The following is a 14,167-nucleotide window of genomic DNA, read 5'->3' as shown; positions in this document are numbered from 1 at the left end:
TTGATTACTTGTTCGCGGCGTTCTGCGCCAGATCGCTGTCGGCGTTCAACTCACGCACGGCGATATAACGTTCGCTGCGACGGGTGCGATCCAGCACCTGCCCTACCAGTTGACCACAGGCTGCGTCGATGTCTTCACCACGGGTGGTGCGGACAGTGACGTTGAAACCGGCATGATGAAGCTGATCCTGGAACCGACGAATGGCGTTGTTGCTCGGCCGCTCGTACCCGGAGTGCGGGAACGGGTTGAATGGAATCAGGTTGATCTTGCACGGGATGTTCTTGAGCAGCTCGATCATTTCAACGGCGTGCTCGACCTTGTCGTTCACGTCCTTGAGCAAGGTGTACTCGATGGTCAGCACGCGCTTTTCGCCCAGGGACGACATGTAGCGCTGACACGACTCGAGCAGCATCTTAAGCGGATACTTCTTGTTGATCGGCACCAATTGGTTACGCAATGCGTCGTTCGGTGCGTGCAGGGACAACGCCAGGGAGACGTCGATGTGCTTGGACAGCTCATCGATCATCGGTACCACGCCCGAGGTGGACAGGGTCACGCGGCGCTTGGAAATGCCGTAGCCCAGGTCATCCATCATCAGATGCATGGCGGCAATGACGTTGTCGAAGTTCAGCAGCGGCTCACCCATGCCCATCATCACCACGTTGGTGATGGCACGGTCGACGGTTGCCGGGACGCTGCCAAAGGATTTGTTGGCAATCCACACCTGGCCGATCACTTCGGCGGCGGTGAGGTTGCTATTGAAGCCTTGCTTGCCGGTGGAGCAGAAACTGCAGTCCAGGGCACAGCCTGCCTGGGACGAAACGCACAAGGTGCCGCGTTTGCCCTGGGGAATGTACACGGTCTCGACGCAGCTGCCGGACGCCACGCGCACCACCCACTTGCGGGTGCCGTCGCTGGAGATGTCCTCGCTGACCACTTCCGGACCGCGAACTTCAGCAACAGCCTTGAGCTTTTCGCGCAAGGCCTTGCTGACGTTCGTCATGGCGTCGAAATCATCCACGCCAAAGTGGTGAATCCATTTCATTACCTGACCGGCACGGAAACGCTTCTCCCCGATTGAGTCGAAGAATTTTTCCATTTCCGGCTGGGTGAGACCCAGCAGGTTGGTTTTAACAGTCGATGTAGTCATGGATTCACCTTCACTCTTAAGCCAATGCTTAGCGAGTGGTTACTTCAGTAGCTGCGAAGAAGTACGAGATTTCGCGAGCAGCAGCGGCTTCGGAGTCCGAACCGTGTACGGCGTTGGCGTCGATGGAGTCAGCGAAGTCAGCACGGATGGTGCCGGCAGCAGCTTCTTTAGGGTTGGTAGCGCCCATCAGCTCACGGTTCAGAGCGATAGCGTTTTCGCCTTCCAGAACCTGAACGACAACCGGACCGGAGATCATGAAAGCAACCAGGTCGTTGAAGAAACCACGAGCGCTGTGCTCAGCGTAGAAGCCTTCGGCTTCGGCTTTGGACAGTTGCTTCAGTTTCGAAGCTACAACGCGCAGGCCTGCTTTTTCGAAACGAGTGGTGATCTCGCCGATCACGTTTTTAGCAACGGCGTCAGGCTTGATGATGGAGAAAGTACGTTGAACAGCCATGGTGTAACTCCAGAAACGGTAATTTACGAAAAATTAAACCCGCGAATTATACGCGGGTTCTCGGGTATTGCCTAACCTGCGGCGTGGCTCAGTCGCGTTCTTCGATCCAGTGGGCCTGAATGGCCTCCAGGATCTTTTCGCCACAATGCTCAGGGTGGTCGTCGAACTCGGGCAATTCCATCACCCATTTACGCAGATCGACGAAATTGACCGACATAGGGTCCACGTCGGGCTTGCTTTCTGCCAGCTGGATCGCGATCTCCAGCACATCAGTCCACTTGAGTTTCATGACAATTCCTTGAATCAGTGCGGTGCTTCGGCTGCGTGGTTGAGCGAATACTTCGGAATTTCGACGGTCAGGTCTTCAGTACCGACCTTTGCCTGACAGCCCAGGCGCGACTGAGCTTCCAGCCCCCAAGCCTTGTCAAGATAGTCTTCTTCCAGCTCATCGGCCTCTTCCAGCGAGTCAAAACCCTCGCGGATGATGCAGTGGCAGGTGGTGCAGGCGCAGACGCCGCCACAGGCACTTTCCATCTCGATATGGTGCTCATGAGCCAGTTCGAGGATGGACGTACCGGTCTCAGCCTCCACGACCATGCCTTCCGGGCAAAACTTTTCGTGTGGCAGAAAAATGACCTGCGGCATCGTTATTCCTCAATCTCATTCAGGTTGCGCCCCGCCAGCGCGGCTTTCACCGTCGAATCCAGGCGGCGGGCAGCAAAGGCATCGGTCACTTGCGACAGACGCTTGGTCTGCTGCTCGATGGCGTAGCCATCGGTACCTTTCATCAGTTCGGCCAGTTCCTGCACCTGCATGTCAATGACCATGCGTTCATCGGCATCGAGCAGGCGCTCGCCGTCGGCTTCCAGGGCAGCCTGCACCGCTTCGATCAGACGCTGGGCATCGACCTGCTGCTCGCGCAGTACGCGGGCCACCTTGTCGTCATTGGCGTGCTGGAACGAATCCTTGAGCATTTTGGCGATTTCGCCATCGGTCAGACCGTAGGACGGCTTGACCTGGATGCTGGCCTCAACGCCCGAACCCAGCTCACGAGCGGAGACGCTCAGCAGACCGTCGGCATCGACCTGGAAGGTCACGCGAATCTTCGCCGCACCCGCCACCATCGCCGGGATACCGCGCAATTCGAAGCGCGCCAGGGAGCGGCAGTCACTGATCAGCTCGCGCTCGCCCTGCAAGACATGAATGGCCATGGCCGACTGGCCGTCTTTATAAGTGGTGAAGTCCTGGGCGCGGGCGACAGGGATGGTGGTGTTACGCGGAATCACCTTCTCCATCAGGCCGCCCATGGTCTCCAGCCCCAGGGACAGCGGAATCACGTCCAGCAACAGCAGCTCACTGCCGTCACGCTTGTTGCCGGCCAGGGTATCGGCCTGGATCGCAGCACCAATGGCCACCACTTGATCCGGGTCGATTTCAGTCAGCGGCTGGCGACCGAAGGCTTCGGCGACGGCTTCGCGAACGCGAGGAACGCGAGTCGAACCACCGACCATGACCACGGCATGCACGTCTTCCAGTTCGATTCCGGAATCACGCACCGCACGACGGCAGGCTTTCAGACTGCGGGCGACCATCGGCTCGATCAGCGCATTGAAGGCTTCACGGCTCAGCTCGGCCTTCCAGGCGCCATAAGCGACCTCTACCGACGCGGCGTTGGTCAGGGCTTCCTTGGCGGCACAGGCGATTTGCAGCAAGTTGCGTTGCACGCCTGGATCGAGGTCGGCGGACAGGCCGGCGCCCTCGATAATCCAGCCAGCGATCGCGTGATCGAAGTCATCGCCGCCCAATGCACTGTCGCCGCCAGTGGCCAGCACTTCGAAGACACCGCCGGTCAGGCGCAGAATCGAAATATCGAAGGTGCCGCCACCCAGGTCATAAATGGCGACCAGGCCTTCGGCGTGCTGGTCCAGGCCGTAAGCCACCGCTGCCGCGGTCGGCTCATTAAGCAAACGCAGCACGTTGAGGCCGGCCAGCTTGGCCGCATCCTTGGTGGCTTGACGCTGAGCGTCGTCGAAATAGGCCGGAACGGTGATGACCGCACCTACCAATTCACCGCCCAAGGTCGCTTCCGCGCGCTGGCGCAGGACCTTGAGAATATCGGCAGAGACTTCGACCGGGCTTTTCGGACCCTGGATCGTGTCGATGAACGGCATGTGCGATTCGCCACCGACAAAACGGTAGGGCAACTGGTCGCCCAATTGCTTGACGTCGGACAGACCACGACCCATCAAGCGCTTGACCGACAGCACGGTGTTCAAGGGATCGGTGGCGGCAGCCAGCTTGGCCGACTCGCCGACCTCAACGCGATCGGCGTGGTAGCGCACGGCAGACGGCAGGATGACCCGCCCTTCTGCGTCAGCCAGAGGCTCGGAAAGACCACTGCGCAATGCAGCGACCAGCGAATTGGTAGTGCCCAAGTCGATCCCCACAGCCAGACGACGCTGGTGCGGTTGAGGACTTTGGCCGGGTTCGGCGATCTGCAGTAGGGCCATCGTTATCAGGACTTATCTGTATATCAGGCGTGCGACCGGAGCGGCACTGGGTTAATCGTCGAGGCGCTCTTCTAACTGGCGCACTTCGTAGGTGAGCTTGTCGAGAAACTGCATGCGCCGCATCAGGCGTTCGGCCCGTTCACGTTGCGCGACATCGTTCCAGCAAGCTGCGAAGCTTTGGTTCAGTTCATCCTGAGCAGACTTGAGGCGGCGCTTGAACGCAGCAACACCCGACAAGTCGGCGCTGTCCTGCAGGTCCTCGAGCTCTTCGCGCAACTCCATCTGTTGCAGAAGAAATTCCGGATCATGCACCGTAACCTCCAGCGGCAGCTCGCCACCACTCAAGGCGAGCAGGTAACGCGCGCGCTTGGGGGGACTCTTGAGCGTCTGGTAGGCCTCGTTGAGGCTCGCGGATTGCTCTAGCGCCAGCCGCTGCTCACGCTCGGAGGCGTCAGCAAAGCGGTCCGGATGAACGCTGCGCGCCAGCTCGCGGTAACGCGAAGCCAACTGATCGAGATCCAGGTTGAAACTCGGTTGCAGCTCAAATAAAGCGAAATGACAAGGAGTACCCACGAGCAGCCTCAGATGTTGAAGCTTTCGCCGCAGCCACATTCACCGCGTACGTTGGGGTTGTTGAACTTGAAGCCTTCGTTCAACCCTTCCTTGACGAAATCGAGTTCGGTGCCGTCCAGGTAGGCCAGGCTTTTCGGGTCGATGATCACTTTCTCGCCGTGACTTTCGAACACCTGATCCTCTGCAACCACCTCGTCGACAAACTCCAGCACGTAGGCAAGGCCGGAGCAGCCTGTGGTGCGAACACCCAGGCGAATCCCCTCACCTTTGCCGCGCCCGTCGAGGGAGCGTCGCACGTGTCGAGCAGCCGCTTCTGTCATGCTGATAGCCATCGGTGACTCCTTACTCGTCGCCAAATCCTGAAAGTCAGATCAAGCCTTTCTTCTGCTTGTAATCGCGAACGGCGGCCTTGATGGCGTCTTCAGCGAGTACCGAGCAGTGAATTTTCACTGGCGGCAGGGCCAGTTCTTCGGCCAGCTGGGTGTTCTTGATGGTTTCTGCTTCGTCCAGGGTCTTGCCCTTCATCCACTCGGTGGCGAGGGAGCTGGAGGCGATAGCCGAACCGCAGCCGTAAGTCTTGAACTTGGCATCTTCGATGATGCCGGCGTCGTTGACCTTGATCTGCAGGCGCATCACGTCGCCGCACGCCGGAGCGCCGACCATGCCGGTGCCGACATCAGGATCTTCCGCGTCCATCTTGCCGACGTTGCGCGGGTTTTCGTAGTGGTCGATGACCTTTTCGCTGTAAGCCATGATGCTTAATCCTCACTCATCAGAGAGTCGCTCTTTGAGCCCCGGAACCTGAGTCCACGGGGCCGGTTCGCGGCGACTTGAAATCAGTGTGCCGCCCACTCGATTTTCGAAATGTCGACACCGTCTTTGTACATGTCCCACAGCGGCGACAGAGCGCGCAGCTTGGTAACGGCCTCGCAGACTTTCTGCGCGGCGTAGTCGATTTCTTCTTCGGTGGTGAAACGGCCGAAGGTGAAACGGATCGAGCTGTGTGCCAGTTCGTCGTTGCGGCCCAGGGCGCGCAGCACATACGAAGGCTCAAGCGAAGCCGAGGTGCAGGCCGAACCGGACGACACCGCCAGATCCTTGAGCGCCATGATCAGCGACTCGCCTTCAACGTAGTTGAAGCTCAGGTTCAGGTTGTGCGGAACGCGGGCGGTCAGGCTGCCGTTGACGTACAGCTCTTCCAGATGCTCGACCTGCTTGTAGAAGCGGTCGCTCAGGGCCTTGATGCGCACGTTCTCGGCAGCCATGTCTTCCTTGGCCACGCGGAAGGCTTCACCCATGCCGACGATCTGGTGGGTCGCCAGGGTACCGGAACGCATGCCGCGCTCGTGACCGCCGCCGTGCATGGTCGCTTCGATGCGAACACGCGGCTTGCGGCTCACGTACAGGGCGCCGATGCCTTTAGGGCCATAGGTCTTGTGGGCGGAGAACGACATCAGGTCGACTTTCAGTTTCTGCAGGTCGATGTCGACCTTGCCGGTGGACTGAGCGGCGTCAACGTGGAACAGGATGCCCCGGGAACGAGTCAGTTCGCCGATGGCGGCGATGTCGTTCACGGTACCGATTTCGTTGTTCACGTGCATGACCGAAACCAGGATGGTGTCGTCACGCAGTTCGGCTTCGACCATTTCCGGAGTGACCAGGCCATCGGTACGAGGCTCGATGTAGGTGACTTCGAAACCTTCACGCTCCAGCTGGCGCATGGTGTCCAGGACAGCCTTGTGCTCGATCTTGGTGGTGATCAGGTGCTTGCCTTTGGTGGCGTAGAAATGTGCCGCACCCTTGATTGCCAGGTTGTCGGATTCGGTGGCACCGGAGGTCCAGACGATTTCACGCGGGTCGGCATTGACCAGGTCGGCCACCTGACGACGGGCGTTTTCGACGGACTCTTCAGCTTTCCAGCCGAACACGTGGGAACGGGACGCCGGGTTACCGAAGTTTCCGTCGACCAGCAGGCATTCACTCATTTTTTGCGCGACACGCGGATCAACCGGGGTCGTCGCAGAGTAATCAAGGTAAATCGGCAATTTCATGGACTATCTCCTAAATCAGGCTGGCTGGCGCGCCGTTAGCTCTATGGCTGTCATTCGACGGCGGACGCTTCAATCTTGTCCAGGCGTGGCGCCTTGCTGTTGCAACGGCGTTGATCCTGACGCTGGGCTACTTCTTGCACCTCACGGCGAGTCACAAGGTCAGCCAAGCTGATACCGCTCAGAAATTCGTGTATCTGCAGGCTCAGATCGCACCACAAGTGGTGGGTCAGACAGGTGTCGCCCGAATGGCAATCACCCTGCCCCTGGCATTTGGTGGCATCGACCGATTCGTTCACCGCATCGATCACCTGGGCGACCTGGATACCCTGCATGTCGCGAGACAGCTGGTAGCCGCCGCCTGGACCACGAACACTGGACACCAGATTGCTGCGGCGCAGCTTGGCGAAAAGCTGCTCGAGGTAGGACAGGGAGATGCCTTGGCGCTCGGAGATATCGGCCAGGGACACGGGCCCGTGCTGCGCGTGCAACGCCAGATCGAGCATGGCGGTCACGGCGTATCGGCCTTTTGTAGTCAGTCGCATGGACAATTACCACGGAGTTCGGAATGAGGCGAGTATGCAATTCCCGAGTATTTAAGTCAACTATAAGACCTAGTGCTTTAGTCGGGTTTACCCGCGAAGAGCGGGCGCATGATATCAGGGTCTGCGGCTTAATGGCACACCGCTTAGCGCTGTGCCATTGCCTGAATACGACCTGCGGCAGCTCCTACAAAGGCATCAGCTGGCCCGGGATTGATCCTTGTCCTTCACACACGCAAAGTCTTCTTCGCGCAGCTCAGGCAGATCCTTGGCACAGTAATTACTGCCCAGATCCTTCAACGCCCCGCACATGCCCTCCAGGCGACCATCGACCGCCTGCAGATGATCGAGCAGTTGATTGATGGCGCGCGCCACCGGGTCAGGCATGTCTTCGCTGACACCATAGGCATCAAAACCGATTTTCTCGGCCATGGCCTTGCGCTTGGCGTCCTGCTCTTCGTCGGACTTGACGATGATCCGCCCCGGGATACCGACAACAGTCGCACCCGCCGGAACCGCCTTGGTGACCACGGCATTGGAACCGACCTTGGCCCCGGCACCGACGGTGAACGGGCCCAGCACCTTCGCGCCTGCCCCAACTACTACGCCATCCTCAAGGGTCGGGTGACGCTTGCCCTTGTTCCAGCTGGTGCCACCCAGGGTCACACCCTGATAGAGAGTGACGTCATTGCCGATCTCTGCGGTTTCGCCGATGACAATGCCCATGCCATGGTCAATAAAGAAACGGCGACCGACCTTGGCGCCTGGATGAATCTCGATCCCGGTCAACCAGCGACCGAAGTTCGACACCAGGCGCGCCAGCCATTTCAGGTCTGCGCGCCACAGGGCCGCCGACAAACGGTGAATCCAGATGGCGTGCATGCCCGGGTAGCACGTCAGGACTTCAAAAGCGTTACGCGCCGCCGGGTCTCGATGAAATACGCTTTGGATATCTTCACGCAAACGCTCAAACATCATTAATCCTTCCGCTTTAGAAGCTCACCACGGGCCGCTTTCTGGGTTTCCGTGAGGATGCCACGCAATATATTCATTTCCGCCCGGCTGACCGAGCTGCGTCCGTACAACCGGCGCAGGCGCGCCATCAAGTGCCGTGGCTTTTCCGGATCGAGGAATTCAATCGCCACCAGGGTTTGCTCCAGGTGCTCGTAGAATCGTTCGAGTTCGTCCATGGTCGCCAGCTCAGCGCTTTTGACCGATGCCACCTCTTCCTTCTCGACCTTGCTCGGCTGACCTTCAGCCGCCAGCCAGGACATGCGCACTTCATAACTCAACACCTGCACCGCCGCCCCAAGGTTCAGCGAACTGAACTCAGGGTCGGATGGGATGTGCACGTGATAATGACATCGCTGCAGCTCTTCATTGGTCAGGCCGGAATCTTCGCGACCGAACACCAGGGCGATTTCGGCGCCCTGCGCCGCTTCCTCGACCACCTTCGCACCGCATTCGCGGGGATCGAGCAGCGGCCAGGGAATCCGACGATCGCGAGCACTGGTGCCCAGCACCAGATTGCAACCGACCAAGGCATCTTCCAAGGTGGCGACGACTTGCGCTTTTTCAAGGATGTCACCGGCGCCGGAAGCACGTGCGTCGGCCTCGTGGTGCGGGAACAAGCGTGGCTCGACCAGCACCAGCCGCGACAGCCCCATGTTTTTCATGGCGCGCGCGGTCCCGCCGATATTGCCCGGATGGCTGGTATTGACCAGGACGACACGAATGTTTTGCAGCAAGGGAGGCGCTCTCGAACATAGACAGGGGGAGCAGAATCTTACAGCTCAAACTACCGTTAAGCCATGAAAGCGAACGTCGTCCTTCTCCTGTAGAAACTTTCTGATAGAATGCCCGGCTTTCTTTAACAACCTTAGGTGACACATCCATGCAGCCCATGCTGAATATCGCGCTGCGCGCCGCCCGCAGCGCCAGTGAATTGATCTTCCGCTCCATCGAGCGCCTGGATACCATCAAGGTCGACGAAAAAGACGCCAAGGATTACGTATCCGAGGTGGACCGCGCCGCCGAACAGAAAATCATCGACGCCCTGCGCAAGGCTTACCCGAATCACTCGATCATGGGTGAAGAAACCGGCATGCACGCCGGCACCGGCATCGAAGGCGAAGAGTACCTGTGGATCATCGATCCACTGGACGGCACCACCAACTTCCTGCGCGGCATTCCTCACTTCGCTGTCAGCATCGCCTGCAAATACCGCGGTCGCCTGGAACACGCCGTTGTTCTGGATCCGGTTCGCCAGGAAGAATTCACCGCCAGCCGTGGTCGCGGCGCCCAACTGAACGGTCGTCGCCTGCGCGTCAGCGGCCGCACCAGCCTGGACGGCGCCCTGCTGGGTACCGGCTTCCCGTTCCGTGACGACCAGATGGACAACCTCGACAACTACCTGGGCATGTTCCGCGCCCTGGTTGGCCAGACAGCTGGCATCCGTCGCGCAGGTTCCGCGAGCCTGGACCTGGCCTACGTGGCCGCCGGTCGTTTCGATGCGTTCTGGGAATCGGGCCTGTCCGAGTGGGACATGGCTGCAGGCGCCCTGCTGATTCAAGAAGCAGGCGGCCTGGTGAGCGACTTCACCGGTGGTCACGACTTCCTTGAAAAAGGCCACGTCGTTGCCGGCAACACCAAATGCTTCAAGGCAGTGCTGACGGCGATCCAGCCGCACCTGCCGGCCTCGCTGAAGCGCTAAGCTTCCAGCGACAGAAAAAAGCACCCTTCGGGGTGCTTTTTTTATGCCTGCGATTCGCCCTCAATAACACCGTAGATCCCTGTGGGAGCGGCGGTGCGACGATTCGACTTGCCCGCGATAGCGGTGGATCAGTCGCCGCATAGGGCGCAAGTGATACCGTCATCGCGGGCAAGCCCGCTCCCACAGGTTTTTACAGTGTTTTCGAAGCTGTATTTCAGGCACAAAAAAAGCACCCCGCAGGGTGCTTTTTTTTGAATCTGCCTTCAGCGGATCAATGAGCCTGCTGATTCTCCGACAAGATCAACTTGCCCTCTTTATCCACAGGAATCTGATTCCCCGGATCACGATCCATGCGCACCTTGCCTTCCTTGCCGTCCAGCGAGTACCGCACGTCGTAACCCACGACCTTGTCACTGATGTCGTTCACCGTATTACAACGGGTTTGGGTCGTGGTGTAGGTGTCACGCTCCTGCATGCCTTCCTGCACCTTGTTGCCGGCGTAACCGCCGCCAACCGCACCCGCGACAGTGGCCAGCTTCTTGCCATTACCACCGCCAACCATGTTGCCCAGCAAACCACCTGCCACTGCACCGACCACCGTACCGGCGATCTGGTGTTGATCTTTAACCGGCGCTTGCCGGGTTACCGCGACATCCTTGCACACTTCACGTGGAGTCTTGATTTGCGTCTTGACCGGCTCAACGGCGAGTACTTGCGCATACTCAGGGCCGCTTTTCTTAACCAGGCTGTAGGTGGCCAAAGCACCCCCGGCAGTCACACCGACAGCACCCAGTACAGCACCAACCAGCATCGACTTGTTCACATGAACCTCCTGACCATCAAATGCGGGATAAACCCGCGCTTCTCCCAGCCTTGGAGCACAAAAAAAGGCGCGAGTTCAACTCGCGCCTTTTTGGACTACATCTCTGGAAGAGCTGCTCTGGATTAGAGAGCCTTCAAGGACGGTCGTCGACTTCCTTCTCGGCACTCACCGTAGGAATCAGGTCTTCGGAGCTCAGGTTCAGCCAGATCAGCACCACGTTGGCGATGTAGATCGACGAATAAGTACCCGCCAGAACCCCCACCAGCAGCGCCAGGGAGAAGCCGTGCAGGTTGTCGCCACCGAAGAACAGCAGTGCCGCGATCGCCAGCAAGGTGGAGACCGAAGTCGCGATGGTCCGCAGCAGCGTTTGCGTGGTCGAGATGTTGATGTTCTCGATCAGGCTGGCCTTGCGCAGTACGCGGAAGTTCTCGCGAACCCGGTCGAATACCACGATGGTGTCGTTGAGCGAGTAACCGATGATCGCCAGTACCGCCGCCAGCACCGTCAGGTCGAAGGTGATCTGGAAGAACGACAGGATACCGATGGTCACGATCACGTCGTGGATCAGCGAAACGATTGCACCAACAGCGAATTTCCACTGAAAACGGAACGCCAGGTAGATCAGGATGCCGCCCAGCGCCATCAGCATGCCGAGGCCGCCTTGGTCGCGCAGCTCTTCACCCACCTGCGGGCCGACGAACTCGACACGCTTGACCGTCGCCGGGTTGTCGCCGCCGACCTTCTGCAGCGCGCCAGCCACCTGGTGACCCAGTTGCGGGTCTTCGCCAGGCATGCGCACCAGCAGATCGGTGGTGGCGCCGAAGTTCTGCACCACGGCTTCGTGATAACCGGCCGAAACCAGCTGCTCGCGCACCTTGGTCACGTCGGCCGGACGCTCGTAGGTCAGCTCGATGAGCGTACCGCCGGTGAAGTCCAGGCCCCAGTTCATGCCCTTGTGGAAGACACTGAAAATGGCCAGTGCCGTAAGGAACAATGTGACGCCGAACGCGAAGTTGCGAACGCCCATGAAGTTGATTGTACGTAACATGGCAGCCCCTTAAATCCACAACTTCTTGAAGTCACGACCGCCGAAGATCAGGTTGACCATCGCGCGGGTGACCATGATGGCCGTGAACATCGAGGTCAAGACCCCGAGGGACATGGTCACTGCGAAGCCCTTGACCGGACCTGTACCCATGGCAAACAGGATCCCGCCCACCAGCAAGGTGGTCAGGTTGGCGTCGAGAATCGCAGTGAATGCGCGACCGAAACCTTCGTTGATTGCCCGCTGCACACTCATGCCCGCCGCGATCTCTTCACGAATCCGCGAGAAGATCAGTACGTTGGCGTCGACCGCCATACCCATGGTCAATACGATACCGGCGATACCCGGCAGGGTCAGCGTGGCACCCAGCAGCGACATCACGGCCAGCAGCAAGACCATGTTCACCGCCAGCGCGACGGTGGCGATGATGCCGAAGAAGCGGTAGATGGCGATGATGAACAGCGAGACGAACAACATGCCCCACAGCGATGCATCGATACCTTTGGTGATGTTGTCCGCACCCAGGCTTGGGCCGATGGTGCGCTCTTCAGCGAAGTACATCGGTGCCGCCAGACCACCGGCACGCAGCAGCAGCGCCAGTTCGGACGATTCGCCCTGGCCATTCAGGCCAGTGATGCGGAACTGCGCGCCCAATGGCGACTGAATGGTCGCCAGGCTGATGATCTTCTTCTCTTCCTTGAACGACTGCACCGCCACTTCTTTCTCGACGCCGTCGACCACTTGCTTGGTGTAAGTGGTGACCGGACGCTGCTCGATGAAGATCACCGCCATGCTGCGACCCACGTTCGAACGGGTCGCACGGCTCATCAGCTCGCCGCCGTGACCGTCCAGGCGAATGTTCACTTCCGGCGTGCCGTGCTCGCCGAAGCCAGCCTTGGCGTCAGTCACCTGGTCACCGGTGATGATCAGGCCACGCTCGATCTGTGCCGGCGGACGCTTGCCCTCACGGAACTCGAAGGTTTCGGAAGTGGCTTTCGAAGCGCCAGGCTCGGCCGCCAGACGGAACTCGAGGTTGGCCGTCTTGCCGAGGATACGCTTGGCTTCCGCGGTGTCCTGCACGCCCGGCAGCTCAACCACGATACGGTTGGCGCCCTGACGCTGGACAATCGGTTCGGCAACACCCAGCTCGTTGACTCGGTTACGTACCGTGGTCAAGTTCTGCTTGATGGAGTATTCGCGGATTTCCGCCAGCTTGGCCGGGGTCATCGCCAGACGCAGCACCGGTTGACCATTGAGGTCGGCCGGAACAATGTCGAAATCGTTGAAGTTCTTGCGGATGATCGTACGGGCCTGTTCGCGGGACGCTTCATCGGAGAAGCCCAACTGAATGGCACCGCCCAGTTGCGGCAGGCTGCGATAGCGCAGTTTCTCTTTACGCAACAGGCTCTTGACGTCGCCTTCGTAGACTTTCAGGCGCGCATCGAGGGCTTTTTCCATGTCCACTTCAAGCAGGAAGTGCACACCACCGGACAAGTCCAGACCCAGCTTCATCGGGTGCGCGGCAACGCTGCGCAGCCATTGCGGGGTGGTTTGTGCCAGGTTCAAGGCAACGACGTAGTCATCACCCAGGGTCTTGCGCACGACGTCCTTGGCAGGCAACTGGTCTTCAGCCTTGACCAGGCGAATCAGACCGCCCTTGCCGCCGGCAGCCAGGGTGGCGGCCTTGACGTCGATCCCGGATTCCTTGAGCGCAGCGCTCACACGGTCCAGATCAGCCTGATTGACCTGCAGCGCAGTGCTTGCACCGCTGACCTGGATGGCCGGGTCATCAGGATAAAGATTGGGAGCGGAATAAATCAGACCGATCGCCAGCACCGCCAGGATCAGAATGTATTTCCACAGAGGGTATTTGTTCAGCATCACGCCGCCCGCTTATGACGCGGGGCGCCTTGCGCGCCCCGTCGATTGAGTAGAAGTTGAAACTTAGATCGCTTTCAGCGTGCCCTTGGGCAGCGTGGCGGCGATAGCGCCTTTCTGGAACTTCATTTCGACAGTGTCGGAAACTTCCAGAACAACGAAATCATCAGCCACTTTGGTGATCTTGCCAGCGATGCCGCCGGTGGTCACAACTTCGTCGCCTTTTTGCAGGCTGCTCAGCAGGTTCTTCTGCTCTTTGGCGCGTTTGGCCTGTGGACGCCAGATCATCAGGTAGAAGATGACCAGGAAGCCGACCAGGAAAATCCACTCGAAGCCGCCGCCCATAGGGCCAGCAGCTGCCGGTGCAGCAGCGTCGGCCATGGCATTAGAGATAAAAAAGCTCATTTAGCACTCCAGTTGCAAATGTTGAA

17 protein-coding genes are annotated in these 14,167 nt (G+C 59.3%); 1 reads left to right on the top strand and 16 read right to left on the bottom strand.

Annotated features, from left to right (window positions below; genetic code table 11):
• Window positions 1-4: 4 nt before the first annotated feature.
• From rlmN to trmJ, 12 genes are all read right to left on the bottom strand, one after another.
• On the bottom strand, window positions 5-1,150 hold the full coding sequence (gene rlmN / locus LAB08_RS04630; protein ID WP_096513315.1) for a dual-specificity RNA methyltransferase RlmN: 1,146 nt from the start codon (window positions 1,148-1,150) through the stop codon (window positions 5-7).
• Window positions 1,151-1,178: 28 nt separating this feature from the next.
• Window positions 1,179-1,604: a nucleoside-diphosphate kinase gene (gene ndk / locus LAB08_RS04625; protein ID WP_007903599.1), complete on the bottom strand. Its 426-nt coding sequence runs from the start codon at window positions 1,602-1,604 to the stop codon at window positions 1,179-1,181.
• Window positions 1,605-1,692: 88 nt separating this feature from the next.
• Window positions 1,693-1,893: a Fe-S cluster assembly protein IscX gene (gene iscX, locus LAB08_RS04620; protein WP_096513316.1), complete on the bottom strand. Its 201-nt coding sequence runs from the start codon at window positions 1,891-1,893 to the stop codon at window positions 1,693-1,695.
• Between the two features lie 14 nt (window positions 1,894-1,907).
• The gene (gene fdx, locus LAB08_RS04615) at window positions 1,908-2,249 is read right to left on the bottom strand and encodes an ISC system 2Fe-2S type ferredoxin (RefSeq protein WP_085715824.1); all 342 of its coding nucleotides are present in this window, start codon (window positions 2,247-2,249) and stop codon (window positions 1,908-1,910) included.
• Window positions 2,250-2,251: 2 nt separating this feature from the next.
• A complete protein-coding gene (gene hscA / locus LAB08_RS04610; RefSeq protein ID WP_096513317.1) occupies window positions 2,252-4,114 on the bottom strand; it encodes a Fe-S protein assembly chaperone HscA in 1,863 nt (620 codons plus the stop codon).
• 51 nt (window positions 4,115-4,165) lie between these two features.
• A complete protein-coding gene (hscB, locus tag LAB08_RS04605) occupies window positions 4,166-4,687 on the bottom strand; it encodes a co-chaperone HscB (protein ID WP_096513318.1) in 522 nt (173 codons plus the stop codon).
• An 8-nt stretch (window positions 4,688-4,695) separates the two neighbouring features.
• Complete coding sequence (gene iscA / locus LAB08_RS04600) at window positions 4,696-5,019, bottom strand: iron-sulfur cluster assembly protein IscA (RefSeq protein WP_003227904.1); 324 nt, start codon at window positions 5,017-5,019, stop codon at window positions 4,696-4,698.
• Window positions 5,020-5,053: 34 nt separating this feature from the next.
• Window positions 5,054-5,440: a Fe-S cluster assembly scaffold IscU gene (gene iscU, locus LAB08_RS04595; RefSeq protein ID WP_007974006.1), complete on the bottom strand. Its 387-nt coding sequence runs from the start codon at window positions 5,438-5,440 to the stop codon at window positions 5,054-5,056.
• Window positions 5,441-5,523: 83 nt separating this feature from the next.
• Window positions 5,524-6,738, bottom strand: coding sequence for an IscS subfamily cysteine desulfurase (locus LAB08_RS04590; RefSeq protein WP_096513319.1), 1,215 nt, complete (start codon window positions 6,736-6,738; stop codon window positions 5,524-5,526).
• Window positions 6,739-6,788: 50 nt separating this feature from the next.
• A complete protein-coding gene (gene iscR, locus LAB08_RS04585; RefSeq protein WP_003227911.1) occupies window positions 6,789-7,280 on the bottom strand; it encodes a Fe-S cluster assembly transcriptional regulator IscR in 492 nt (163 codons plus the stop codon).
• A 195-nt stretch (window positions 7,281-7,475) separates the two neighbouring features.
• On the bottom strand, window positions 7,476-8,252 hold the full coding sequence (cysE, locus tag LAB08_RS04580) for a serine O-acetyltransferase (RefSeq protein WP_096513320.1): 777 nt from the start codon (window positions 8,250-8,252) through the stop codon (window positions 7,476-7,478).
• A gap of 2 nt (window positions 8,253-8,254) precedes the next feature.
• The gene (gene trmJ, locus LAB08_RS04575) at window positions 8,255-9,025 is read right to left on the bottom strand and encodes a tRNA (cytosine(32)/uridine(32)-2'-O)-methyltransferase TrmJ (RefSeq protein WP_096513321.1); all 771 of its coding nucleotides are present in this window, start codon (window positions 9,023-9,025) and stop codon (window positions 8,255-8,257) included.
• Window positions 9,026-9,171: 146 nt separating this feature from the next.
• Between trmJ and suhB the strand changes: the two genes are divergently transcribed.
• Window positions 9,172-9,990 (top strand): type III secretion system regulator SuhB, encoded by an 819-nt coding sequence (suhB, locus tag LAB08_RS04570; protein WP_007982736.1) that lies wholly within the window; start codon window positions 9,172-9,174, stop codon window positions 9,988-9,990.
• 271 nt (window positions 9,991-10,261) lie between these two features.
• Here suhB and LAB08_RS04565 read toward each other — a convergent pair whose 3' ends face one another.
• The 4 genes from LAB08_RS04565 to yajC all read right to left on the bottom strand — a co-directional run bounded on the left by LAB08_RS04565 (window position 10,262) and on the right by yajC (window position 14,141).
• The gene (locus tag LAB08_RS04565; protein ID WP_096513322.1) at window positions 10,262-10,813 is read right to left on the bottom strand and encodes a glycine zipper 2TM domain-containing protein; all 552 of its coding nucleotides are present in this window, start codon (window positions 10,811-10,813) and stop codon (window positions 10,262-10,264) included.
• Window positions 10,814-10,946: 133 nt separating this feature from the next.
• Window positions 10,947-11,861: a protein translocase subunit SecF gene (gene secF, locus LAB08_RS04560; RefSeq protein WP_096513323.1), complete on the bottom strand. Its 915-nt coding sequence runs from the start codon at window positions 11,859-11,861 to the stop codon at window positions 10,947-10,949.
• 9 nt (window positions 11,862-11,870) lie between these two features.
• Entirely contained in the window at window positions 11,871-13,739 is a 1,869-nt protein-coding gene (gene secD, locus LAB08_RS04555; RefSeq protein ID WP_096513324.1) for a protein translocase subunit SecD, read from the bottom strand.
• Window positions 13,740-13,802: 63 nt separating this feature from the next.
• Window positions 13,803-14,141 (bottom strand): preprotein translocase subunit YajC, encoded by a 339-nt coding sequence (gene yajC, locus LAB08_RS04550; RefSeq protein ID WP_007916913.1) that lies wholly within the window; start codon window positions 14,139-14,141, stop codon window positions 13,803-13,805.
• Window positions 14,142-14,167 lie beyond the last annotated feature (26 nt).

Origin of the sequence: Pseudomonas izuensis (assembly GCF_002356535.2) — a bacterium.
Classification (GTDB): Bacteria; Pseudomonadota; Gammaproteobacteria; order Pseudomonadales; family Pseudomonadaceae; genus Aquipseudomonas; species Aquipseudomonas izuensis.
The sequence above is the reverse complement of the archived record's forward strand: the minus strand, read 5'-3'. Positions and strand labels throughout refer to the sequence as shown.